This is a genomic window from Flavobacterium piscisymbiosum (assembly GCF_020905295.1).
GTDB classification, from domain to species: domain Bacteria; phylum Bacteroidota; class Bacteroidia; order Flavobacteriales; family Flavobacteriaceae; genus Flavobacterium; species Flavobacterium piscisymbiosum.
Genome location: NZ_JAJJMM010000001.1, coordinates 4,074,429 through 4,098,851 on the forward strand (window position 1 = coordinate 4,074,429; position 24,423 = coordinate 4,098,851).

The 24,423-nt window shown below is 32.8% G+C and carries 20 protein-coding genes; 11 read left to right on the forward strand and 9 right to left on the reverse strand.

Translation table 11 applies throughout. The annotated features are described in order from the left end of the window. Positions 1 to 328 precede the first annotated feature (328 nt). The 3 genes from LNP81_RS17475 to LNP81_RS17485 are packed head-to-tail and all read left to right on the forward strand — an operon-like array spanning position 329 to position 3,490. Entirely contained in the window at positions 329 to 1,627 is a 1,299-nt protein-coding gene (locus tag LNP81_RS17475; RefSeq protein WP_230038067.1) for a DUF5690 family protein, read from the forward strand. 18 nt (positions 1,628 to 1,645) lie between these two features. Further along, positions 1,646 to 2,806: a TIGR03364 family FAD-dependent oxidoreductase gene (locus tag LNP81_RS17480; protein WP_230038069.1), complete on the forward strand. Its 1,161-nt coding sequence runs from the start codon at positions 1,646 to 1,648 to the stop codon at positions 2,804 to 2,806. Then, a complete protein-coding gene (locus tag LNP81_RS17485) occupies positions 2,807 to 3,490 on the forward strand; it encodes a phosphonatase-like hydrolase (protein ID WP_230038071.1) in 684 nt (227 codons plus the stop codon). 40 nt (positions 3,491 to 3,530) lie between these two features. Here the strand turns inward: LNP81_RS17485 and LNP81_RS17490 are convergent, their stop codons facing one another. Together LNP81_RS17490 and LNP81_RS17495 are read right to left on the reverse strand one after the other, a co-directional pair. After that, a complete protein-coding gene (locus tag LNP81_RS17490; RefSeq protein WP_084074400.1) occupies positions 3,531 to 4,109 on the reverse strand; it encodes a helix-turn-helix domain-containing protein in 579 nt (192 codons plus the stop codon). A gap of 101 nt (positions 4,110 to 4,210) precedes the next feature. Beyond that, positions 4,211 to 4,777: a helix-turn-helix domain-containing protein gene (locus LNP81_RS17495; RefSeq protein WP_230038073.1), complete on the reverse strand. Its 567-nt coding sequence runs from the start codon at positions 4,775 to 4,777 to the stop codon at positions 4,211 to 4,213. A 253-nt stretch (positions 4,778 to 5,030) separates the two neighbouring features. Between LNP81_RS17495 and LNP81_RS17500 the strand changes: the two genes are divergently transcribed. The 3 genes from LNP81_RS17500 to LNP81_RS17510 all read left to right on the forward strand — a co-directional run bounded on the left by LNP81_RS17500 (position 5,031) and on the right by LNP81_RS17510 (position 10,882). Further along, positions 5,031 to 7,829, forward strand: a complete 2,799-nt coding sequence (locus LNP81_RS17500) for a TonB-dependent receptor (RefSeq protein WP_230038075.1) — start codon at positions 5,031 to 5,033, stop codon at positions 7,827 to 7,829. A gap of 460 nt (positions 7,830 to 8,289) precedes the next feature. After that, positions 8,290 to 9,804, forward strand: a complete 1,515-nt coding sequence (locus LNP81_RS17505; RefSeq protein WP_230038077.1) for an alkaline phosphatase D family protein — start codon at positions 8,290 to 8,292, stop codon at positions 9,802 to 9,804. Next, positions 9,797 to 10,882, forward strand: coding sequence for a zinc-binding dehydrogenase (locus tag LNP81_RS17510; RefSeq protein ID WP_230038079.1), 1,086 nt, complete (start codon positions 9,797 to 9,799; stop codon positions 10,880 to 10,882). Before LNP81_RS17505 ends, LNP81_RS17510 begins: the two co-directional genes overlap by 8 nt. A 139-nt stretch (positions 10,883 to 11,021) precedes the next feature. Here LNP81_RS17510 and LNP81_RS17515 read toward each other — a convergent pair whose 3' ends face one another. Continuing rightward, positions 11,022 to 12,707 (reverse strand): S41 family peptidase, encoded by a 1,686-nt coding sequence (locus tag LNP81_RS17515; RefSeq protein ID WP_230038081.1) that lies wholly within the window; start codon positions 12,705 to 12,707, stop codon positions 11,022 to 11,024. 314 nt (positions 12,708 to 13,021) lie between these two features. Here LNP81_RS17515 and LNP81_RS17520 point away from each other — a divergent pair, with 314 nt between their 5' ends. Both LNP81_RS17520 and LNP81_RS17525 read left to right on the forward strand, forming a co-directional pair. Beyond that, the gene (locus LNP81_RS17520) at positions 13,022 to 13,174 is read left to right on the forward strand and encodes a hypothetical protein (protein ID WP_230038083.1); all 153 of its coding nucleotides are present in this window, start codon (positions 13,022 to 13,024) and stop codon (positions 13,172 to 13,174) included. Positions 13,175 to 13,253: 79 nt separating this feature from the next. After that, positions 13,254 to 13,760 carry a PRC-barrel domain-containing protein gene (locus LNP81_RS17525; protein ID WP_230038085.1) on the forward strand — a complete coding sequence of 169 codons (507 nt, stop codon included), beginning with the start codon at positions 13,254 to 13,256 and terminating at the stop codon, positions 13,758 to 13,760. Between the two features lie 103 nt (positions 13,761 to 13,863). On the opposite strand, the gene LNP81_RS17530 is transcribed toward LNP81_RS17525, so the two are convergent. Next, complete coding sequence (locus LNP81_RS17530) at positions 13,864 to 14,985, reverse strand: DUF4238 domain-containing protein (RefSeq protein ID WP_230038087.1); 1,122 nt, start codon at positions 14,983 to 14,985, stop codon at positions 13,864 to 13,866. Positions 14,986 to 15,224: 239 nt separating this feature from the next. On the opposite strand from LNP81_RS17530, the gene LNP81_RS17535 reads away from it, so the two are divergent. From LNP81_RS17535 to LNP81_RS17545, 3 genes are all read left to right on the forward strand, one after another. After that, positions 15,225 to 15,917, forward strand: coding sequence for a hypothetical protein (locus LNP81_RS17535; RefSeq protein WP_230038089.1), 693 nt, complete (start codon positions 15,225 to 15,227; stop codon positions 15,915 to 15,917). 251 nt (positions 15,918 to 16,168) lie between these two features. Then, on the forward strand, positions 16,169 to 16,873 hold the full coding sequence (locus tag LNP81_RS17540; protein WP_230038091.1) for a DUF2225 domain-containing protein: 705 nt from the start codon (positions 16,169 to 16,171) through the stop codon (positions 16,871 to 16,873). 78 nt (positions 16,874 to 16,951) lie between these two features. After that, on the forward strand, positions 16,952 to 17,365 hold the full coding sequence (locus LNP81_RS17545; RefSeq protein WP_230038094.1) for a hypothetical protein: 414 nt from the start codon (positions 16,952 to 16,954) through the stop codon (positions 17,363 to 17,365). Positions 17,366 to 17,487: 122 nt separating this feature from the next. Here LNP81_RS17545 and LNP81_RS17550 read toward each other — a convergent pair whose 3' ends face one another. From LNP81_RS17550 to LNP81_RS17570, 5 genes are all read right to left on the reverse strand, one after another. After that, on the reverse strand, positions 17,488 to 18,687 hold the full coding sequence (locus tag LNP81_RS17550) for a DUF4374 domain-containing protein (protein ID WP_230038096.1): 1,200 nt from the start codon (positions 18,685 to 18,687) through the stop codon (positions 17,488 to 17,490). 45 nt (positions 18,688 to 18,732) lie between these two features. Continuing rightward, complete coding sequence (locus LNP81_RS17555) at positions 18,733 to 21,102, reverse strand: TonB-dependent receptor (protein WP_230038098.1); 2,370 nt, start codon at positions 21,100 to 21,102, stop codon at positions 18,733 to 18,735. A gap of 109 nt (positions 21,103 to 21,211) precedes the next feature. Then, a complete protein-coding gene (locus LNP81_RS17560) occupies positions 21,212 to 22,303 on the reverse strand; it encodes a heparan-alpha-glucosaminide N-acetyltransferase domain-containing protein (protein WP_230038100.1) in 1,092 nt (363 codons plus the stop codon). Between the two features lie 241 nt (positions 22,304 to 22,544). Next, the gene (locus tag LNP81_RS17565; protein WP_230038102.1) at positions 22,545 to 23,990 is read right to left on the reverse strand and encodes an AMP-binding protein; all 1,446 of its coding nucleotides are present in this window, start codon (positions 23,988 to 23,990) and stop codon (positions 22,545 to 22,547) included. Then, positions 23,977 to 24,219, reverse strand: a complete 243-nt coding sequence (locus LNP81_RS17570) for an acyl carrier protein (protein WP_230038104.1) — start codon at positions 24,217 to 24,219, stop codon at positions 23,977 to 23,979. The genes LNP81_RS17565 and LNP81_RS17570 overlap by 14 nt, the downstream gene beginning before the upstream one ends. Positions 24,220 to 24,423 lie beyond the last annotated feature (204 nt).

Sequence of the window (24,423 nt, forward strand, 5' to 3'; positions counted from 1 at the left end):
TGGGAGCCGGCTTTATGCCGGCTTCCTTTATTAAGGGTTAATTTGTTTTTACTATGTTAAAATTTTACTATTTGTAACTTTTATTTGTTTTGATGAAAGATCTTTTATTTTGCTTTCTTCAAATTATTTGTCACTTGTAATCTGAACGCTTAAGTTCTTGTATTACGGCGATTAAAAGGATTTAAAGACTGTTATAATTCATAAAGTCAGTGTTTTGGAGAAAATAAAATGTTTACTATTTGTAAATAATTTAATAATTAGTTTACTTTTGCTTAATATTAATCACTGTTTTGAATGCTACTTTTGTACTTGTAAAAACGGATTAATCATGCGAGAAAAAGTAAATAAATTTACAAATAGTAAAAAAATGTCAACCGCCTTAATTATTGCAGCTGTCTTTTTATGTTATACAGGAATGTATGCCATTCGAAAGTCATTTTTGGCGGGGCAGTACAATAATCTTTCTTTAGGTTTTGGACTGAATGCAAAAATCATTTTGGTTATAAGTCAGGTATTGGGATATATGGTTTCGAAATTTGTGGGGATCAAAGTGATTTCTGAAATGAAAAAAGAAAAACGAGCTTTGTGGCTCGTATGTTTTATTACTTTTAGTTTGGTCATGTTGGGATTGTTTGCAATTGTACCGCCAAAATTGAAAGTTGTTGCGCTTTTCTTTAATGGATTGCCGCTTGGAATGGTTTTCGGAATTGTTTTCTCTTATATCGAAGGAAGAAAAAACACAGAACTTCTCGCTGCCGCCCTTAGTGCCACTTTTATATTCTCTACAGGATTGGTAAAAACAGTGGGCCTTTTGTTAATGCGTGATTTTAATGTGAGCGAATATAATATGCCGTTTTTTACCGGTCTGATTTTCTTTCCTCTTTTTTTACTTTCTGTAGTGGTGCTCAATTATTCTAAAGGTCCAAGCGAAAGTGATATTACAGAACGTTCTGAAAGACAGCCCATGTATAAAAATGAGCGAAAAGATTTTATAAAAGCAAATTGGGTGGGTTATTTCGGATTGGTAGCTGTTTATGTAGTATTAACGATTGTGCGTGATTTTAGGGATAATTTTATTGTTGAATTTTGGGCGGACCAGGGATATTCAGGAACTCCAAAAATTATCACCTTAACAGAAATTCCCGTTGCAATATCGGTTTTGCTGATAGCCGCAGCAGGTACTTTAATACGTAAAAACAAAAAAGCTTATAATATTGGCATGGGACTAACGGTTTTAGGATCTGTTATGGTTTTGATTTCGACGGTTATGTTCAAAAATCATTTAATGTCTCCGGTGTACTGGATGATTGCCAGTGGTATTGGCGTTTATCTGCCTTATATTTTATTTCACTGCCTGATTTTTGAGCGTTTGGTGGCGCTGTTGAGTTTTAAGGGCAATGTTGGTTTCTTATTTTACATTGCAGATGCGTTTGGCTATTTAGGTAGTGTTGTGGTTCTGGTGCTTAAAGAAATTACAGGTTTTAACCAGAGTTGGAGTGACTTTTTTATATCCTTAAACATAACGTCTGCTATTATAATAGGCATGCTGGCACTTTTTTCTATGTGGTATTTTAACCGACGTTTTTCTCAAAAAAAACTTAAAGCAGAAGTGATACTTTGTTCATAATCTTATATTAAAATAATAATGAATATTAAATACGATTTAATTGTTATTGGTGGAGGCGCATTGGGTGCTTTCCATGCTTATCATGCACTTGAAGCAGGATTGAAGGTAGCTGTAATAGAAAAAGACAAACAGCCCATAAGTGCAACGGTGCGTAATTTTGGTCAGGTAGTTCCCTCCGGAATGGATACCAAATGGCAAAATTACGGTCGCGAGAGCCTTAGAATTTATGATGATATCCAGAGTCGTTTTGATATTTCTGTGCGAAAAAATGGTTCTGTTTATTTTGCTTCTAATGATGAAGAAATACAGCTTATAGAAGAGCTTAGTATTATAAATAAACACAATAGTTACGAATCTTATTTGCTTACAAAAGAGCAATGTCTCGAAAAATATCCCGGACTTAGAAATGATTATGTCAAAGCCGGACTGTTTTTTCCTGATGAAGTAACAGTGGAGCCAAGAATAATGATCAACCGCTTATTAGATTTTTTGATAAAGGAGAAAGGTTTGGATTATTTTGGTAATACAAAAGTGCTTAATTGTGATGCATCTTCAGAAGAAACCACAGTGATAACAGCGAGCGGAGAGATTTATAAAGCTTCAAAAGTGATCTTATGCTGTGGTTCAGAATTTAAAACATTGTATCCCGATATCTTTGCAAAAAGTGATCTTGAAGTTACAAAACTGCAAATGCTTCAAACCAAACCACAACCAGGTTACGAACTCAAAGGTTCTATATTGACGGGATTATCGATAAGACGTTATGAGGCTTTTTATGAATGTCCGTCTTTTACAGCAATTAAAGCAAAGGAAGACCCAAATAGTTTCGAAAAAAAATGGGGCGTTCATATTTTATTCAAGCAGGCGACAGACGGTTCGGTTATTATAGGTGATTCGCACGAATATGCAGATGCAGCGAATATAGATGATCTGGGATTTGATCTAAAAATGGAAGTAGATGATTTTATGATTGCCGAAGCTAAAAAGATATTTAACCTCCCAACTTTCGAAATTCAAAATCGTTGGTACGGCATGTATTCGCAATGCAAAGAAAATGATATTTTTCAGCATACTGTTGATGAAAACATTCACATCATAACAGGAATAGGAGGAAAAGGAATGACAGGAAGTGCGGGATTTTCAAAAGAAAACATTAAAAATATATTTAATTTAAAATAGATGACAGATATTAAACTAGTAGTTTTTGATATGGCGGGAACTACCGTAAATGAGAACAATCTTGTATATAAAACCGTTCAGAAGGTGATTAATCAGGAAGGATTTTCGATTTCCCTTGATGAAGTATTACAACATGGTGCTGGTAAGGAAAAGCATAAAGCCATAACAGATGTTTTGACAGCCTGTACAGATAATATTGATATTGCAGCGATTGCAGACAAAGCCTTTGGTAATTTTAAAACTACTTTAGAAACCGCCTATGACGAAGCTCAAATATCGACGTTTGACGGAATGCAGGATTTTTTTGATACGTTAAGAAAGCATGATATTAAAATCGTACTCAATACAGGTTACGATTCTAAAACCGCCAATAAATTACTTGAAAAATTAAACTGGAAAGTGGGTAACCAGATTGATGCTTTGATTACCTCTGATGATGTTATAAACGGAAGACCTAATCCTGATATGATTCAGATGGCAATGGCAAGCTTTGGCATTACAGATCCTGCTCAGGTTTTGAAAGCCGGTGATTCTGAAATTGATATTATGGAAGGTAAAAATTCAGGATGTGCCATAACTGTCGGAGTTCTTAGCGGAGCCCAAAACAGAGAGCAGCTTCAGGTTGCCAATCCGGACTATATTTTGAATAATGTAATGGAGATTGAAAGTATTTTATTTCAATAAAAATTAGTAGTTGTAAAACCCGTCTGAAAAAAGGGCGGGTTTATTCATTTTTAGCCAGAAAGAAATAAAGAACCAGCATTTTTGATGGTACATTTCCTTTATTTACCGGAACGTGCGGAATCCTTCCGTCAAAAAATATAGAATCTCCTTCTTTTAGTAAAACTTCTTCCTGCCCGATAATGTACCAGCATTCGCCGCTTAAAATATATTTAAATTCATAAGCATCCGTTTCTACTTTTCCTCGCTCAGAACCTGGCTGTACTTCCAATAAAACAGCTTCAAAAGCAACAGACGATAATTGTTTGCCAAAAATAGACTGATAAGCAAACCCCTTTGCTTCATCTTCTTTTTCAATTACTGCATTGTCTTCTTTTCTGGAAATTATAAAATTGCTTTTATCGGATTTAGGCAAGCCGTTAAAAAAATCAGAAACTTCAATTCCAAGTGCTTGTATAATGTGTAAAAGAACAGGAAGCGAAGGTATCGTTCGTCCGTTTTCGATTCGCGAAATAAGGCCATTACTCACATCGGCATCTGTAGCAACCGTGTTTATAGTGAGGTTGTTTTTTTTACGAATCTCTTTAATTCTTTTTCCTAAACCAATAAGATAATCTTCCATAAAATTTACTATAAGTAAAACAATTGTAAAAGTCCTAAAATTACTTTACAATTCAAAATAATCATTTTTGCAGTAAAATGCGCCAGCCAAAATGTACAATGCTAATTGTCAAAGAAATAAATAATCAGCATTCTGGCTGGTTTTTTACCTTTATTGATGGGAACATGCATTATTCTTCCGTCAAAAAAAAGAGAGTCACCTTCTTTTAGTGTATACGTTTCGTTTCCTATTATATAATCGACTTCTCCAGAGAGGATATATTTATACTCAAAGGCATCAGTGCTTACCTGTTCTCTGAAACTGTTGGGGTCCAGCGTTAAAAAAACGATATCAACGGTTGAATTCTTGATGCTTCGGGTTAAAAACCGTTCATACGAAAAACCATTTGATCCTTCTTTCTGGAAGTACTCGTAATCACCTTTTCTTTTTATCAAAATCATCTCTTCGTCAGGGCTGATATCCTTAAAAAAGTCACTTAAATTCACCTGCAATGCCGAGACGATTCCCAATAATACACTTAAGGAAGGAATACTTCGTCCGTTTTCAATTTGAGAAATCATCCCTTTGCTCACATCACTTAAATCAGCAAGTTCCTGAATAGTAAAGCTCTTTTCCAGACGGTATTGTTTTATTCTTTTACTGATTTCGAGTAAAATAGCTCCTTCCATGTTTAGTATTTGTATACAAAGTTTAATAATAAACATTACTTCACATTATGTTTACATATAGTAAACAATTGTGTAGTAATATTGCGCTGTAAAAATAGATAAAAAAATGGAATTACTTCTATTTGGCAGACCTGGCGTGCAAGACAACACTAAAAATAATGTTGGCTTAACATAAGGCGAAACTAAAAACGGTAACCAAAATTAAATAGTCACAAATTTTCTGAAACAAAAAATAAATTATAATAACAAATTGATGAAATCATTACTCTACATCGTCGCAGCATTATTTTTTACTGCATCTTACGCCCAAGAGGTAAAAGGTAAAATTACAAGTGAATCCGGGCCTTTACATCCGGCTTCTATTTTAGTTATAGAACAATCTAAAACAATTAATACGGATAAAAATGGTAATTTCTCTTTTAGACTAAAAGCGGGACAATATCATTTAGAAATTTCAAGTCATAATTATACTTCAAATACTATTATAGTTACTGTTTCGAACAAGGATATTGATTTAGGAACTATTATTCTGTCAGGTCAGGAAGAGAAACTGGACGAAGTAGTTTTAGAATATTACTCAAGCGGTGAAAGAAAAGCAATGGACATGCGCCAAAAAGCTAACGCAATTATGGATGTTGTAAGTGCAGATGCAATGGGAAAAATGCCGGATATCAGTGCTGCCGAAGCGGTGCAGAGAATCCCGGGAGTGAGTATCGACAGGGATCAGGGTGAAGGAAGATATGTAACAGTAAGAGGAACGCCTTCGCAATGGAGTTCAGCGACTATAAACGGAGACCGAATGCCATCTGCAAAAACCTCCGGTGATTTGTTGGGTAATCGTACTGTACCGATGGATTTATTACCAACGGAATTTTTAGAATATATACAGGTAATTAAAGCGATTACTCCTGAATATGAAGGAGATGCAATTGGAGGAACAATTAATTATATTCCGAAATTTTCGCCTAAAAAGGAAACTCTTAGAGTAACTATGGCAATTCCGTTTAATCTTCGTGCCGAAGATAAATTCAAGTACAATAGTACAGTTTTATACGGGAATCGATTTTTTAATAAAAAATTCGGCTTTTTAGTGATGAGCAATTATAATTCACGCAGTTATTCAACAGATGATTATGAAGTAGTTTACGGAAATGCACTGCACAATGTAAATACACTTGATGTCCGAAATTATCAGGGAGTAAGAACCAATACTGGAGTGAATGCCGCAACAGATTTTCGTTTTAATGACAGAAACAAAATTTATGCACGCGGATATTACAGTCAGTTTTTAGATGAAGAACAAAATCGTAAGACTATGCACTACTTTAATAAAACGACAAGTAATGCAGTATTGCGTTGGAGCACAGTAGATTATTTGTTTAAAAACTACGGAGGGGAATTTGGTTATGAAAGCAAGATAACCGATAAACTGAAGATGAATGCCAAGGTTGCGGCTTATACTTCATGGGCAGGATACAATGGTCCGTCATCTGCAACGAAAAACGACAGAGGTTATTATTACGGCAACTGGATACAAACTGTAAAATATGATAATCTGGTAAAAGTAGACGGAACAAATTACAAATTTTTACAAGGCGACGGACCAGCTGGGTATGTTGGTGATCCATCCAACAATATTCAGCCGCATTTTTCGACACCTTATGATCCTGAAAAATATTATTTAGACCGATATGTAACCTCGATCCGTAATGTCGAAGAAAAAGATCAGGTCGCAGCCGTAGACTTTAATTATGAGACTACAGAAAACCTGAAAATTAAGTTTGGAGGGAAATTTAGAAATAAAACCAGTACCTACGATTACCGTTATATTACTTGGATTTACGATACAAAAGCTCCAAAAGCGTATTTAAACAATTGGGAACGCGAAGCTTTTCCTACGAACAATTGGTTTCCGGAATTGAACAATACTTATGACAATTTAAAGTTCAATTATCCAACAGAACGTTCTTTTATCGATCCGATGGGAAATCCAAAAATCGCACAATATCTTAAATACAATTATCAGGATGCGACGAATTCGAGTTATGCAACCGGTAATTATGATGCTACAGAAAAAGTCTGGGCTGGTTACGGATCAGCAGAATGGGATATTAGCGACGATTTGCGTTTTGTGGGGGGAATTCGTTACGAGAACACAGTTGTAAATGCAAAAAGTTACGAGTTTAATGATATTACAAAAGTTGTTACAGCAGTTTACGGCAACAAGAACTACGGTGCATTTTTGCCTATGGCGCATCTTATTTACAAACCATCAAAAAAGTTGGATTTAAGAGCAGCAATTACCAGAACTTTTGCCCGTCCGGCTTTTAATGAACTGAGTCCGAGTACAAGGGTAAATCCTGATAATCTTACGGTTGTAGAAGGAAATATTGATTTGAAACCAACATTTTCATGGAACTATGATTTGGTGGGTTCCTATTATCTGAACAAAAATGATTATGTAACCGGAAGTGTTTTTTATAAAGACCTGAAAGATTTAATTTATACATCGACAAATGACGAAATGAGAACCGTAGGCGGAGCAACAGATTTGTATAAAGTGTCTAGACCTTTAAATTCTGATAATGCATTTTTATACGGAATTGAAATTGGTTTCAATAAGAAATTTACTGAACTGCCTGGTTTCTTGAGTGATTTTAGCCTGAAAGCTAATTATACTTTTACAAAATCGGAGACTACTTTATCTGACAGAGGAGATGAAAAAATTGGATTAATGAATCAGTCGCCCAATATTTTTAATGCGTCACTTATTTATGAGTACAAAGGTTTTGCAGCGAGATTAGCCGCTAATTACCGTGAAGCGTTTTTAGTAGAAGTGCGCGATAATAAAGGTGCTGACAGGTATCAGGATAAGGATTTTCATCTGGATATGAATTTATCTTATACAACATCTAAGAATATTACTTTTTTCATAGACCTTAATAACCTTAACAATCAGGAATTGCGCTATTATCACGGTGTATCTTCAAGACCGGAACAGGTTGAGTATTATGGAATTCGTGGTAAAGTAGGAGCGAGTTATAGATTTTAAATTGTTTATTATAACCCATAAAAATTTAATTAAACACATAGAAACATAGCTTTTTGGATTTAGTAAAAGGTAAACCAAAAAGAAACTTGTTTCTTTTCACATAGTCCCGATAGCTATCTATATGTTTTAACGCAAGTGTAACGCCTTTTGAGATCAATAATCATCCAATGAGCAATGTCATTAAAGTAAGGAAAAATCAATAATAGTATGCCTAATAAATCTCCATAAGTAACTCCGCTTTGTAAATCCAATTTATGTTGAGCTTCTCGTGAGGATTTCTCTCCCGAAGCTTTGGGATCGAAATGACAATATTGTGTTTAAACTTTGCGTCTTAGCGCCTTTGCGAGATTATTTTTTTTCAAAGCTTAACTTAATGACATTGCCTAACGGGTTGTTTTTAATAATTAGTAAACATACAGGTAACATTCAAGTAGTACTATTGTGCTTTATATAAAATAAGATGAACAGAAGAAACTTTGTAAAACGATCCATGCTCGGGATGATTCCGTTGCTATTTCCCGTAAGAGTATTTTCAATATTTGCACATCATGAAAACAAATATTTTATTCATGGTGTGGCGTCCGGAGATCCAACAATTGACGCTGTAATTATATGGACTCACATTAATGCGGTAAACTCGGGAGAATGCAATGTCGAATGGCAGGTTGCCAATGATCAAGCTTTTAAAAATATAATTAAGAAAGGTTTCGTTGCAACATCTCAGGAAAGAGATTATACCATAAAAGTAGATGTAGCAGGACTTGAAAGTAATGCGGTTTACTTTTACAGGTTTATATATAATGAAACAATTTCTGATATTGGAATTTGCAAGACCTTACCTGTTTCGCTTTTAAATGCGCTCCAGATTGCGGTGATCAGCTGTAACAATTATGAAGACGGTTATTTTACATCGTTCCGCCATATTGCTGACAATCCTCATATTGATTATGTATTTCATTTAGGCGATTATATCTATGAATACGGTACAGGACAATATTGCAATAAAGAATTTCTCGAAGAAAGCAACCGACTGAACGATCCGCTTCATGAACTTATTTCCCTAGCCGATTATAGAAAGAGATATGCGCTTTATCGTAAAGACAAAGAGCTTCAGAAAGCGCACAGAACCAAATCTTTTATTTGTATTTGGGACGATCACGAACTGGCTAATAATGCTTATTTCGGCGGAGCTAAAAATCATCAGAGTAACGAAGGAAGCTGGAGTGACAGAAGTGCCGCAGCAGTACAGGCTTATTTTGAATGGATGCCGGTAAGAGCGAAATCGACAGGCGAAATGATCCGTTCGATAAAAATAGGAAAAGATGCAAATTTCTTTTTCCTCGAAGAAAGACTGGACGGAAGAGACAAACAACTTTTGAGTAATGATCCGGAGAAGTTGAGTACGCAAAGAAAAATGATTTCAAAAAAGCAGTTTGATCATTTATCAGAGGAATTGAAAGGCAGTGATGCCAGATGGAATTTTCTTGTCAATCAGGTTATGTTTACAGGATATAGAAGCAAAAAAGAAGAAAGTATAAAAGAAGAAGACTGGTGGACAGGATATCCGTATCAGAGAGATCAATTGATTGAAGTTTTTGAAGGTTTGAAAAATCCACCTATTATTTTAACCGGAGATCATCATCAAAGTCATGTTTTAGAATTGAATTCACCAGATGCGTCAACTAAGAATAAGCTTGTTGCCTGGGAATTTTTGACTCCATCTATAACATCAAAAAATGATGATCGTCTCACCAGCGAGCAAATCGCAAAAAAGAGCAAATTGTTGTACAAGCTTAATCCGCACATGTTATACAATGACATTGCTGCTCACGGATATTTTATTTTAAATGTAACTAAAAAACAAATCAGCATTAGTTACAAGTTTAATGAAAATATATTGTTGAGAGACAGTAAAGAAAGACAAGGACCCGATTTTATCATCGATAACTCAAATAAATTAAAGAAAAATGTGTAGTTCATGCGTTATGCTGTTTAATGAAAAAAACGGCAGCATTCTTCCCGAATATACGGATTTGCCAACCTTACAAAAAGGCGAAATTTTAGTAAAAAATAAATATACGACTTTGTGCGGCAGCGATCTGCACACCTTTACCGGAAGACGAAAAGAACCTTCGCCAATTGTTTTGGGACATGAAATTGTGGGAGAAATTCTGGAATTGGCACAAAACGAACCTTTTTACGATTTAAACGGAAATATCTTAAAAGCGGGCGATCTGATTACCTGGACCATATTTGCAGCAACAGAAAGTGATGAATTCGTAAAAGATAAAATGCCTCAAAAGTCGGCAAGTTTATTTAAATACGGTCATGTTCAGTTTACCGAAAAAGAAAAATTCAACGGCGGCTTAGGTACGCATTGTGTTTTAAAAAGAGGAACGGGAATTCTAAAAGTCCCATTATCAGTCGATGAGAAATTTGCTCCCATAATCAATTGCGCAGGAGCTACAGCAATGGCGGCTCATCGTTTAATTGACGAGATTGAAAATAAAAATGTGCTGATTCTGGGTGCCGGAGTTTTGGGCTTGATTGCTTCTGCGATTGCAAAACAGAAAAAAGCGGCAACTGTTACAATACTCGATATTGATGATACCCGACTGGAAAACAGTAAATCTTTTGGCGCTGATAATGTTTATAATAGTTTAAATCCGATTGAAGAGCTTACTGCAATAACTTCTAAATTTTATAAAAAAGGATTCGATATTGTCATAGACATGAGTGGTTCTGTTGAAGCCATAAAAACTGGTCTAAAGTTTAGTGCAACAGGAGCACAGCATATCTGGATAGGTGCCGTAACGCCAACTGAAAATATCGAAATAAATCCGGAAGTAATGATTCGGAAATTGTTAAGTATTAAAGGAATGCACAATTATAATTATGAAGATTTTATCAACGCAGTAAACTTCTTTGAAGATCATTTTACTGATTATCCATTTGGTACTTTCATAGAGAAGGAATTTCCATTACAAGAAACAGAAAAAGCATTTCAATATGCCATTAAACACAAACCTTACAGGGTTTTAATAACAATATAAGATGAGTAAAATCTCAAAAAACAAATGCTTTTATCACCATCTTTTGTTACCTGTTTTTTATAACTGACGTTCAATAAAAAGCACTCGTTTTTAGTCTGTAATTATATTTTGCATTCAGGCAGGAAGATAGTTTAGTAAACTAATTTTCTTTGTTTGTAGTAGATTTTATTAATTCAATTCCTTTTATAATATATTGATCTTCAGTAAAGTTTGATGTGGTCTCCTTAACAAAGTGATCTATTTTTAAGCCTTTTCTTTGCACTCCTGTGCCATCAGGATAAAATCCTCCCATAGCAGTGAATTGAATTTCTGTGGCATCAGGCAGTTTAAAAAGGGTAACATTCATTGGAGCACCTGATGTCGTTTCACCTACAGTTATACAAGTAGGAGAGGCCTGAATAGCCATCCCTATGTACTCAGCCTTACTTTGAGTGGTATTATTTACTAATAGAATAATTTTTTTACTATAATATTTTGAGTTTTTACCGCCAGCTTTAAAAGGATCTACTATAGCACTAATAGCAGGCTTATCAAATTTTGCCAATGAAGGTCTGTTTCGCGATGAAAAAAGAACTTTAATAAATTCTTTCCTTTCCGGATAGGTATAATTTGCAATATCAGAGCCTGAAATACTTTTTGGATAATTTCTTAAATCTATTATAATCCCATTTGTATTCGAAAATTCTTCGAATGCTTTTTTGAGATCGTCTTTAGAAATTGTTTTTAGATTTATATACCCAATATTATCATCAATGATCTGCCATTCTTTTTTATAGGAAAAAAACGGCAAAGAAGAATAATCTTCATCTTTAGACAAAGTTTTATAGAGATGAATATATTTTGTAGTAACGAGATCTTTTCTTTTTATTTTGACTTTAATACTATCTTCTTTATTCCACATTAAAAACCTCGTCCAATATTTTAAATGAGCTTCATTTGAAGAAGAAATTTTCGTTCCTATCTTTTGCTTTAGAAATGATTTAATGTCCATATCATTAATTTCAAAAATCAGATCTCCTAATTTCAAATCATCTTTTTCTACTAATTTATTGAAAATTCTTGTAACTACTAAAGTATCATTAACATCCACTATTGTCATTGGCGGCTTAAATGTAAATAGAGAATCCAATACTGTTTTTGAAAAAAAATACGAATGAGAATCATTAAGAGATACAATTAAATTGGTCTTAGCCAGCTCATATTTTAATTGAGAATTACCGTTTGCGAAATCATCAATAAAATTTTCTAACTCACTAAACCAGTTTTTATCCATCAAATATTTATTAACATAATGATATTGAATAACATTCCAAAAACTAAATAGTTCTAATAGTCTATGGCTTTTTATTTTATAATCAAATGCTTTAAATCCTTTCTCATTTTCGAAAGTAGGGATTCCACTTTTTGAAGTATAGTAATTACCAATACTGGTATTGTTTTCTAATTTTTTTAACCTGGTATAAAGTTCTTTGTTGACTGAATACTGTTCTATCCAATTATAATCAACATTTTTTGTGAATTCGTTATCTGTAGTAGTATCCGTTTTTATTTTACTTTCTTTAACTGATAAAACAAAATTCAATAAAAAAGTATCAAGATTTGTTTGTGTTTGTATGCTTTCCAGCTTATCAATATTTTCAACAAAAATTTCGTCCCAATTGTAAATTCCTTTACTAACTTCCGAATGATGATACTTAAGAAGTCCCCATACTAAACCAAATTGCTTGTACTTTTCAGTAGTATTAATTACTTGTTTTTCCTGAGAAAACATTTGCATAATAAAACAAAAGCAAAGCGTAATTGTGAAAATATTTTTTCTGTTCATGAATATTTTTTACTTTTTAATCAAATCTACATTCATTACTCAATTGGTAATTGAAGTTGTAAAGTTGATTTATTACAATTAGAATAAAGAGTGCTAAAGTACATTTTTACGCACAAAAAATACAGTTTATGTATATAATTAGTGCAAACTATGTTAAAAAAATACTGTTCTCTTATTCAAAAAACTAATGATTCTCTAAATCAATTTAATGGGAATTGTGTAATATCCTGCTGAAATTAAATACTTTAGAACATATTCTCGTTTGTATCTTTAATTAGTATTTTAAACTATTATTTAATCAAAAAAAATAAGTTATGGCAGAAATTAAAATTGAGAAAAAGAAACCGATATGGCCATGGATTGCTTTATTGCTGATTATCGGCGCACTTATATACTACATCTTTGTACAAGATCATGAAACTCACACGGAAGGCAGCACACAAATCGAAAACACAAGTGCACAATAAGAAACTATAACCGGATACAGCAGACTAATAACAACTTTAGTTCCTGCATAAAAAACAATATAATTTTTATATAAAAAATATGGAAAATAAAGACAAAAACTTATACAGACTCGACGAACTATCTGATTATAAAGTTGCTTCAGATTACTCTGATGTAAGAGGATGGAAGATCGTAGACGCTGAAAACCACACAATAGGCAAAATTGATAATCTATGGGTCAATAAAGATATGAAGCGCGTGGTTTATCTGGATGTAAAACTAGATAAAGGATTATTAGACGACCACCGTAATGAAGTGCGTGATGTTATAGCAAACGACAACGGAAAAGAGTTTATCTATAAAGAAGGTGACAGCCATATTATCATACCAATTGGCTCTGTAAACATAAATAAAGATACCAAAATTGTTATGGCCAACAGTATTGGATATGATACCTTTAGAAATACAAGCAGGTACAACACACAGCAAAATTTTGACAGAGATTATGAAAGAAGAGTAATGAAGTCTTATTACCCTGAAAATGATCCTAACTATGATAGTAATGATGATGCTTTTTACAACCACAGGGAATTTGATAACTACTAGTGTTGTTGTAGTTGCAAATTGTATTTTGATATATAAATTTTGTAAAATGACATAAAAAAAGTCCCATTTTTAAATGGGACTTTTTTTATGTCTATTTTGGTTATTATAGTTTTTTAATAATTGGTGTAATTGTATATACTATTTTAGTGTAAGCTTTGAATTTGACATTTTTTCTGTACTGATCTTCAAGTGACTTTAGTTTGATAGTCGATGATTTAGATATAAAGTTTAATTTTTGAAGCGTTAGCTTGATGTTTAGGTCAGAAACCCCCATTTCGATCATTTGCGCGATAAGGTTATCACGCTCTTTTGGAACATTCATTTTGTGCACATTAATAAAGGCATCATTTGCTTTTTTATATTTTTTAGATCTTTCATAAAGTGTGTTTATATAATGCTCAGAAGCCTTATGATTGAAATTAACCGTAGTTTCAGAATTCAAAAACTGCAGTACATTAAGCTGGTCAACACTATTTTTATCATTTATTATTACTACCTGCTCTTTTTTAGTTCCCAGTTTATAGATATTAGGATCATATACAGCTAGCATATATGAATCGTTAAGTGGTAGGAATAGCTGCAATCCTTTTAAACCAAAATCTCTTTGGCTGCCGAATTTCCAGTTTCTTTTTTCTAAAAACTGATTATAGAGTATTAGCGGATTATCTGAAATAATAAAAGGATTTGAAGTTGTATTCCTAATGAGTTTGTATTTCAGATCTAAAAGATCAGAAGCCAATATTTCAGAAGATTTAAGAGAGTTAAGTTTTCCCTGATAAGTCTGATATTCCTTTAATCCAGAAACCATATCTGTGGGGACATTGCCTTCACTTATTTTAGACTTAGTAGTGGGAAGTTTTTGCTCAAGATTATTTAAAATTTTGAAATGAATAGGATTTCGAAGGTCTAAAGCAACCATGAAATGTAACATTTTAGAATGACCCGGACTTTGGACAATCGGTAGTTTTTCTTTTTTCCACATTTCCCTAAAGATTGGAGAGGAATCTGTTTCGAGCTTTGAAAGCCAGTTTTCTAAATTTCCATCCTTGCCATAAAAATAATCACTACTTAGCTGTGAAGAGATTGGTACATTACTTTTGAAAAGATTCAGTTGAGTATTGAACATGCCAATGGTTTTTCCATTGTTTTCGTTAGAGAAGAAACGCTGGAAAAACTGTGGTACAAAGTGGTGATTTTTTGGAATTTGTTTTTTTTGCGGAGTCATTTATATTCTTCTTATAAACAGTTGAAATTTAGTTCAAGAGAATTTTTTATCTTGATTATCATACTCAAAACTTTAACAAAAGGCTATTGATATGATTTCTTTATGTTAAAGATAAAAGTTTTTTCATAAGAAAGATCGTAATTTACTATTTGAGTATGATTGTTCAATAATCAAGTATTTCTACTGTATTGATATTTTTTATTGTTTACTACTTTAGCGATTTTAAATTTAATCATACAATGAAGAATAAAATTATTCGCTTTAGAAACTTATTAGAACGAAACAAAATATTTTTAGAAGTTTTAACCGCTATTGTACTAACTAGTACAAGTATTTTTGTTTCTTTCCAAGCAAACAATATTGCTACCCAAGCTAATATTATATCTAATACTCAAACGGGTATTATGAAAATGGAAAATACGCCAAGTTTAGAGATTAGGAAAACACAAACAGTTATTGATTCTTCAGGATTAGATAATGTTAGTAAGTGGACTGTATTAAATAATAATAGTATCATATCAAATTTTGAAATTGAGAAAGAATATGCATATTTAAATATTGTTAAAAGAGAAAACAGTACTGAGATAAATATTCCGCTAATGGAATACATAAATATTGAAGGAAAATCAACTGGACAAAATGAAGGTTCAATATATGAGTTTGATAATAAGAATTGTATTAAAAATGAGTTACTTACAAGACAAGGAATCTGGGATTATGGCTTTACTCAAATAAAAAGTTATATCGAAATATCATATATAAATGTATTGACAAAAAAAGAGACAAAGTATTATCAAATTACGCCCTTAATTCAAGAAATTTCAAATAGGGAGTGGGATTCGATCAAGAACGACTGGAGTAGTAAAAGTAAAAATGTAATGCATTTACAGGACATTCAAAAAAACGTCCAAAAAATAAAAAACTATCGTTAATTAAATTTAAATCATAAATACTAAACAAATTAATTTAAGACTAGTTTCGAAATTGTCTAATAAGTAAGTTTGTTTTCGAGAACTTACGATGAAGAAAATTGGGCAATTAGCTTAATTCGGAAATGATTTTGTATTTTAAATGATTTGGCAAATCCGAAGAATGTATTTAATTTAGTCCCATACCTGCTGTAGTCACAGAATGTTGGCAGACAGTTTAAAAAAAATAGAAACCATCAATAATATCAAATAATATGAAAAATTTAATTTTAATAGTCGCAATCATTTTAATGGGACAAAATTTTGCAAATGCGCATACTTGTCAAAATGAAACTGTAAAATGTCCAATTGATGGAAAAAACGTAACATTTTGTGTAACAATGAGTATGACAACTTTTGGTTCTTTTAAAGATTTTCAAAAGCAAGGTGCAATTGGAGATCATTACGAAGAACTAATAAATACTTGTCCGAAATGTCATTTTTCGGGTTATATTGATGATTTCAAAGAAAAAATAAGCGAAGAAGAAAAAATCAAGATTAAAGAATATCTAACAAAATTTGATAACACGAAAATTGATGACGCAAAACAATGTTTGATTGCAGGCGAAATTAAAGAATTGCAAAAGAAACCAAATAGAGAAATTGCCTTTTGCTATGTTACAGGTTCGTACTTATTACGTAGCAATGATAAACAAGTTGAATTTAGAAAAGAACTCCAATCAAAAGCTAAAGATAATTTGATTTCTGCTTTAGATAAAAATGAATATGAAGACAAATCGGCAATTGCAAACATTAATTATTTAATTGCTGAAATGGAAAGAAGAACCGGAAGCTTTGATGAAGCAATAAAACGTTATGATTTAGCAATTAACGATTCAAATAAACAAGATTGGGTCGAAGAAGTTGCTAAGGAGCAAAAAGAATTAGCAGTAAAGAAAGATGAAAACAATACGATATAAAACCATCTGCTAACAGTTTCTACAACGGATCTGAACAATTGGCTTGTAGAAAAAGTATGTTATCAGCAAATTTTAAAAATGCAAGTGAAAGAATTTATCAAACGAATATTCAGAAAATTAACATTAGGAGAATTTGTGAATGTCGAAATTGAATTAACCGAAAATTGGACTAAATACAATAATGGAAAATCAATTGGAAAGAAAGGTTCTGAGGGCGGTAAGATACTCAACGATCAAGAGAATATAAATGGTGCGAGAATAACGTTTGAAGCCAATGCTGGAAATATTCCTTTTGCTATAACACTTGGAATTTATGGACTAATGGTTCACACAGAATTTTTTAGTGAAATAGAAATTGCTACTAAATATTTCAAAAGGAAAAAAAATGAAATTGACACAATTCTAAAAATGTTTGAAATTCCAGAAAATAATCAAGATACAGAATGGGAAAATAAAAAGGATGAGTATTTAGACAAATTAATGTCCGAATAAAATCTGCTAAACAAATTATTATAATTTAAAAAAGAGACTCGAAAGTCTCTTTTTTAAATTATAATAATTTAAATTCCGATGATATACTTGAAAATCATCGTATAAAAAAATAGATGCATTTACTATCTTAATCTTCCAGCAAATATTAAACTACTTCCAACAGTTTCAGAAACTACCTCAAAATCAGTAGCTCCTTTTTGTTTTAATAAATAAAATTTACCACCTGCAGGAGGAGTAAAATTACCATAATACTCTACACCATCAATTGTTCCTGCTGAAAATACTGTTCCGTATTGTTCGAAAGAAGTAAAAGGTTCAGTCTTTAACGTTTTTAAATCTACAAGTGCAAATTTTGTTTTCACATTTAGCCAGTCAGCAGGTTTTGCAGGGGGAGTAAATGTATTATCGTGATACTGGGCAAGTGCTTTGTCTCCGTGAACATAAGCCACTACATTTACCGAATGTGCATTTAAAGCAGTTTTTAAATCTACAAAAAAGTTTGTATCAAATGTCCCATTAGGATTTACCTTTAATAATCCGCTTGTGGTTGGATTACCTTTCACAGTACTATAATCTAACGATATGGCAGTCTCACGGGATGGTCTGTAGTATAGCGAACCATCATTTCCTTTTGCAAACGTAAAATATCCCATTGACATACGGGAATCATTAACATAATTAACTGTTTTTGATGCTCTGTCAAAAACAGCGATTTGCGCATATTGCAGGAATTTGTTATAATCTGTTGGATTTGCTGCTACCGGTAAAATAATTTTTCCTGCAGAAGTAACATAACTACTATAGGTAGATGTTTTAATCGCTGCATCATTACTAAATGGCAATGGTGTTACAGCTATAGTTTCTGTTATACTCATAGTAGTGGGATTGAACTTAATAATTTTTCCATCATTTAAGGCGAAAAAATAGGCTTCGGTTTCAGATACAAAAGCAGGAGGACCAAAAGTACCGCTAACTCCAGTACCGGCAAGGCTTAAAGCATCTGCACTCGAAATTTTCATATCATTGCTTACATTATATTTGGTTAAGGTTGAAGCGGAACCACTCCACACATAAGGATGTTCACCATAAGAATATATTGTTGCACCGGGACCTATTTCGGTCATCGTTTTGTAATCAAGGGTTGAAGGGAATTTATCGTATGCGCCCAAGTAAAAAATCCTGTCACCTCCTGGAATTTGGACACGAACTGCTGCTATAACTGCAGGATTATCACCTTGTTCTCCACCTGTTTTAGAATCATCAGAACTACATGAAGTTAATAAGAATACTGAACATATTAATGCTAATACAGTATATTTCATAAAAAATCGATTTGTTTTCATAATTGGTTTGTTATATAATTATAGTTAAAATTGTGTTACTAATTTGATATTAAATGATCTTCCCGGTTTTTGCACACCAAAAAAATCATAGTTTTTTTCATTGCTAAAATTTTGTATTTCTGCTGTTATGGCATATTTCATTCCCTTTAAATTATTATGATACGTAGTTCCAAAATCAAAAATTTGCTGACTTGGAATAACAAATGCATTTACAGAAGCGCTTTCCCAGCTTCGGTAAAATTCATAAACGTATCTTGTATCAAGAAAAAGAGATAATTTATCTTCCTTGCCTATTATATTTCGGAAAGAATAATTGACTGCACCATTAGCAAAAAAATAGGGTTGATTGGGTATTCTGTCCCCTTTATAAGCTGCAAATATTCCTTCGTCTGAGTCATTATAAAAGTGCTGATAAGTGCTGTTTGCGTTAAATGAAAGCCTTTCATTTTTAGAAGTCCAGCTTCCTGAAACTTCAAGTCCTTTAGAGGTGGCTGCAAATACATTCTGATAAATATTGTTGCGATCGACACTTGGTACAAATAAGATTTGATCTTTTATCTTTCTTAAAAAAACATTGCTTTGAAGCTGCCAGCTACTACTCTGGTAATTTGCTTTTGACTTTAAAAAAAGTTCGAAATTAAAGTTATGACTGCGTTCGGGTTTTAAATTGAGATTACCCTGTATAAATTGGCCGTCTCCAAATAACTCGTCTGTCTGAGGCAGGCGGGTCGCATATTCGTAGGTTAATCTGGTAGAAAATTGTTCGTTAAATTTAAAACGAAATCCATTTCCAAAACCAAAATAGTTTTTGTTTGTTTCTTCTATTGCGACTGTGTTATTAGACGTTATTTTTTCTTCTGAATTGACTTTTTGCCAATAATTTTTAACAAAAAGAACATCCTCTAATCGCTCATTAAACGCATTTATTTTAAAATCTACACCATTTACCCATGTAAACAAATCTCTTATGGCGCTGGCCGGATCATAACCATTAATAAGTCTGTCGTCTCCGCTTTGTTTTGAGTAAGTAGGTGCCGAAACAAAACTCAATGCATATTGATTATTGATTTTCCATGAAGCTTTCAAACGTGAAAAAACATCGTTATTCCATGTATAAGTCTCACTTGGCCCATTAGATTCTGAAATTTCACCTTTAACATTCCCTTCAGAACCCGGAATACGTTCTCCGTACCAATTGTAGACAAAATCAGATATATCTATAAATTGGCGTTCCCTGTAATTGTAGCCTGAAATAACATCCAGTAAAAAATTTTCTCCAAAATCATTACGATAGGTAAGTACAGCACCAGCCGATTTTCGATAGGTCATGACCTCGCCATAAGGAATTCCAACCATCAACTGATTATGCTGAATTTCTTTCGTATAATCTGTATAAAATCCTTCTAGACTCAATTCTTTTGCCCAGCTTCTGTCTTTAACACCTGTAGTTAGCTGGATCCCGTAACCTTTGTAGGCATCATGAAATCGAGGTACTGTTACTTTTTTAATTTTACCAATATCGTCTGGAACATCAACATCTACCTTATAATTGTTTTGTGAGGAATCATAAAATCCGCTTCCTTTTACAAAAAAACCAGTCTTCTCATTGTAATTATTAAGTACAAGCGATGTTCTGTATGTCCCAAAAGATCCTGCCTGACCTGAAAAAGATCCACTAAAACCTGATTTTATTTTGGGAGTGATTAAATTTATGGCGCCACCAAGAGCATCTGCTCCAAATTCAATAGGCACTACTCCTTTATAAACTTCGGCACGATCAATTAAATTGACCGGAACCGTTGTGATTCCGAATGTATAACCGTGATATTCTAAGGGAATCCCATCTAAGAAAAACCGAATTTGATTTCCTGTCAGTCCATTCATCGAAAAATTGGTCCTTGAACCCAAACCACCACTTCGTCTTACACTTATGCCTTGCGTCTGGGCAAGAACCTCGCCCAAATCGGCAGTTTTAAACTTCGCTTCGCGCATTTCTATTACTGAAACTGCTTGTGCTGTTTGCTCTTTTTTTTGTTTTTCGGATATACCTTTTACAACTACATCATTTAATTTTTCTGCATCTCTTGATGTTTTATCAACTTTTTCCAAGGCTATAGTAACCGAAGTATTTAGAGAATTTTCTAAAACAATAGTATGCTTTTTCGAAATATACCCATCTGAACTCACTTCGATTGTATACCTGCCATTTACCAGATTTTCTATCTGATAAAATCCGGCAGTATTTGTTTTTGCATTTATTTGGGTACCTAAAAGCTGAATGTTAACTCCTGCTAAGGGGTTTCCGTATTCATCATTGATTTTACCGGAAATTGCGTTTTGTGCCATTAAAAATGTCGACGAGAATATAAAGAGCAATACTATTTTAAGCTTCATGAAATATACTTAGAATTATACACTATTCTTATTTAGAATAAATAAGCGTTCAAAAGTATGAAATTATCTATTAATAGTATCCATAAATTGCAAATAAAATATTAAAATTTTAATTTAGAACTTCTATAACTTTTGGTCTTTGGCTCTTTTTTCTTAAGAAATCTATAAGAATCTGAACCGAAAAGGTCAATATAATATAAAGTACAATAAGGGCTAATACAGTGGTTATTCCATTTTCTCTAAAACCGAAAATACCTTTACCCCAGGAAATCAGGATCCATTGTGTCATATACATTGTCGTCAGGTTTTTACTGCAGTATTTTAAAAGTTTTACAAATTTATTTTCTTTGATATTGATGGATATTTTAAAAATAACCCAAAGAAAAATCAATGTCCAGCCTGCAAAGTAAATAACACCGCCAGGGCCCATGTGGTAAAAACCATTATAGTTATAAGCTCCGTAAATAAAAACCAAAGGAGCGCCCAGAGCAACGAACAAAAATCCGGTAAACACCATGTTTTTAAACAATTGAGGTCTATCGTAATCAAGTTCCTGATACCATTTGCCAAAAAACATTCCGATGATAATAAAGGACATCCACGGAAAAACAGGAAAATAAACGTATGCCGGAAAATCATTATTGAAAATAAGATCCAACACATAATTAACTACAGGAAAATCAATATTGATTCCGCTGACTTCTCTGGAAACTAATGCTATTAGTATTCCTATGGCTAAAATTCCATATTTATTCGTGACATATTTTCGAATAAAACCAATGAACAGCAAAGACATTCCTGCTAATTGAAGAATATCACCCAATAACATCAAATACAAATATTGTTGTTCTATTGGCCCGTGCCATCCATATCTTTGTATAAAATTATGTGGTGCAAAGCCAAATATTACAGGAAAAACGAACTTTAAAAAATTCATTAAAAGTGCTGCAGCCAGAAGCAACACGCCGCGCGTTAGAGAACTTTTAAGGCTTTGATGACGAGAGGTCATAAATGTTATTCCCATGCAGATTAGAAAGATGGAAGTTCCTCTGCCTAAAAAAAGAATAAAAGCACCAATAAAGGTTTCTGACTGAGATTTAACATCTGCAAATGTCAGCAGTGTATGTATGATTATCATTCCTATAACACTCATTCCTTTTATCAAATCGAGTGCTGCAATTCTTTTACTTTGCTGTTCCATAGTTTTATTTTTTTTTATCTTAGGCTTTCAAGACCTAAATTTTTTATTAAATAATTACTTGTTGAGTGTAATTCAAAAATTATATATTTTGACACGAATTAGACAGATTCGTTATCAAGTTGACGCAGATTTTTACGGATTTTTTTAATTCAATACAGAAAATCCGTTTTTATCCGCGTTTTTGTGAAAGCAAATCTGTTTTATCCGCGTTTAATTTTTACACATTTTAAATCTAATTGTATTACCCTGCAACTGTTTTTGCGGCTGTAAATGAATTTTCGTTTTCGTTGATATGCTTGTTTATAGCAGGATAATCTACTTTACCGTTAACAGTCAGCGGTACTTGATCGAAATAATAGTTTTTTACTGAACTGGCATGCAATCCTAGTTTTTCCTTTATTACCTGTGTTATGGTTTCACGCAGCAAAGCGGCATCCTGATGTATAACTCCCAGATATTTATCCTGAACACTTATACAGATAAAGGTTTGTCCTCCTAATTCATTTTTTAGAAAAACTTCGACTTCATCTAGGTTTAAACGAACTCCGAATAGTTTTATAATACGTTTAATGCGTCCCTTAATATGATAATAACCCAATTCATCTTTTTCTGCAAGATCACCTGTATAAAGTTTATCGGTATGGTTGTAATGCTGCAAATCAAAAATATTGTTTGCATAACCTCCTGAAACATTTGGCCCGTAATAAATAAGCTCTCTTGTGTTTTCATCAATTTCAAACCTTCCGTTTTTTACAGGAAAACCTATAGATGTTCCTTTAGTTTGGAAATCTTTTGGTGGTAAAAAAGCCATTCTGCCGCTGGCTTCGGTTTGTCCGTATTGCGCAAAAAACTGTTTATCATACATATAGGTGTAATTTGAAATAACGTTTGCCAGCTCTTTATTCAGCATTCCTCCCGTGTGGGTCAAATAACGTAAAGTAGGAGTGTCTTTTTTAAAGAAACCAAAACGATGCAGTAATTCATAAAAATAAGGAACTCCGCTCAGTGTAGAGTAGCCATAATGAGCAAGATCTGACCAAAATTCTTTTTGAAGTACATCTTTGTCAGTACATACAATTGTATTTGCTTTGATGCAATTGGTTGTAAAAATCGAAAAACCATACACAAAATTGATAGGTACATTTAACGGAACAACATCGTGTTCCGTTATTGGCATGTACTCCATGATAGATAAAGCGTTTTGAACCAGATTGTGATCTGAAATCTTAACAAATTTAGGTGACCCAGTAGTTCCTGATGTACTCATTAAAAGTTTAATATCACCATGAATGGGGTAGTGGCGAATTTCTTTTCTTTTAAAAACCGAAATGCTTTTAGACGCCTGCTTTACATCATAACCTTCAACTTCAATCCTTGCGGGATCGTAGATATAAGCAGGCATGTATTCATTTTCCAGGTTTTGTTTAAACTTTTCATGTAAATCTGTATTCAGCAATGCTACTGTGTACTTTTTTTGATAAAAATTCAAAAACGTTTCAATTGCCGGCAGCTGATTGTCATTATAAATAAAAACAACGGCACGCAAATCTTCAATATCTAAAGATTCATGTAAATCGGTAAACGTTTTAACAACTTTGGTTTTTGCATCTATAAAATTTAATTTTTTATTTTTTTTAATTAAATCATAAAGTCCCATAGTTTCTTCTTTTGAATTATTGGATTTCAACACCGTTTTTTTTCAATATTGCTTTTATTTTATCGATGTTTCCCATTTCCAGAATATCTTCCATAGAAATTGAAACATTATAAAATTTCTCCAGCTCATCAACCAAAAGTAAATGACTCATAGAATCCCATTCTACAATACCCTGATATTCTAAATCTGCTGTAATAGATTCTACTGGTATTTCAAACGCAGTCGCAAATACCTGATGTAATTCTTGTGTTGTGCTCATAATAATCTTGTTTTAATTTGTTTATGTTAATTTGTTTTTAATGTGTTGGGTTTAATTATTTTAAACACATAGAAACATAGATTTTTGTTTTATAAAAAAGATAATTGAAAGAAACCAGTTTCTCACACATAGCTATATGAATTAAGTAAAAGTGAAACGCCTTTTCTCAAGTCAAAAAAAACTATGTTTCTATGTGTTAAAAAT

What these genes read in the sequence shown, in the direction of transcription:
- LNP81_RS17475 (WP_230038067.1), top strand. Translation starts at nt 329, where the DNA reads ATGCGAGAAAAAGTAAATAAATTTACAAATAGTAAAAAAATGTCAACC.
- LNP81_RS17480 (WP_230038069.1), top strand. Translation starts at nt 1,646, where the DNA reads ATGAATATTAAATACGATTTAATTGTTATTGGTGGAGGCGCATTGGGT.
- LNP81_RS17485 (WP_230038071.1), top strand. Translation starts at nt 2,807, where the DNA reads ATGACAGATATTAAACTAGTAGTTTTTGATATGGCGGGAACTACCGTA.
- LNP81_RS17490 (WP_084074400.1), bottom strand. Translation starts at nt 4,109, where the DNA reads ATGGAAGATTATCTTATTGGTTTAGGAAAAAGAATTAAAGAGATTCGT.
- LNP81_RS17495 (WP_230038073.1), bottom strand. Translation starts at nt 4,777, where the DNA reads ATGGAAGGAGCTATTTTACTCGAAATCAGTAAAAGAATAAAACAATAC.
- LNP81_RS17500 (WP_230038075.1), top strand. Translation starts at nt 5,031, where the DNA reads ATGAAATCATTACTCTACATCGTCGCAGCATTATTTTTTACTGCATCT.
- LNP81_RS17505 (WP_230038077.1), top strand. Translation starts at nt 8,290, where the DNA reads ATGAACAGAAGAAACTTTGTAAAACGATCCATGCTCGGGATGATTCCG.
- LNP81_RS17510 (WP_230038079.1), top strand. Translation starts at nt 9,797, where the DNA reads ATGTGTAGTTCATGCGTTATGCTGTTTAATGAAAAAAACGGCAGCATT.
- LNP81_RS17515 (WP_230038081.1), bottom strand. Translation starts at nt 12,707, where the DNA reads ATGAACAGAAAAAATATTTTCACAATTACGCTTTGCTTTTGTTTTATT.
- LNP81_RS17520 (WP_230038083.1), top strand. Translation starts at nt 13,022, where the DNA reads ATGGCAGAAATTAAAATTGAGAAAAAGAAACCGATATGGCCATGGATT.
- LNP81_RS17525 (WP_230038085.1), top strand. Translation starts at nt 13,254, where the DNA reads ATGGAAAATAAAGACAAAAACTTATACAGACTCGACGAACTATCTGAT.
- LNP81_RS17530 (WP_230038087.1), bottom strand. Translation starts at nt 14,985, where the DNA reads ATGACTCCGCAAAAAAAACAAATTCCAAAAAATCACCACTTTGTACCA.
- LNP81_RS17535 (WP_230038089.1), top strand. Translation starts at nt 15,225, where the DNA reads ATGAAGAATAAAATTATTCGCTTTAGAAACTTATTAGAACGAAACAAA.
- LNP81_RS17540 (WP_230038091.1), top strand. Translation starts at nt 16,169, where the DNA reads ATGAAAAATTTAATTTTAATAGTCGCAATCATTTTAATGGGACAAAAT.
- LNP81_RS17545 (WP_230038094.1), top strand. Translation starts at nt 16,952, where the DNA reads ATGCAAGTGAAAGAATTTATCAAACGAATATTCAGAAAATTAACATTA.
- LNP81_RS17550 (WP_230038096.1), bottom strand. Translation starts at nt 18,687, where the DNA reads ATGAAATATACTGTATTAGCATTAATATGTTCAGTATTCTTATTAACT.
- LNP81_RS17555 (WP_230038098.1), bottom strand. Translation starts at nt 21,102, where the DNA reads ATGAAGCTTAAAATAGTATTGCTCTTTATATTCTCGTCGACATTTTTA.
- LNP81_RS17560 (WP_230038100.1), bottom strand. Translation starts at nt 22,303, where the DNA reads ATGGAACAGCAAAGTAAAAGAATTGCAGCACTCGATTTGATAAAAGGA.
- LNP81_RS17570 (WP_230038104.1), bottom strand. Translation starts at nt 24,219, where the DNA reads ATGAGCACAACACAAGAATTACATCAGGTATTTGCGACTGCGTTTGAA.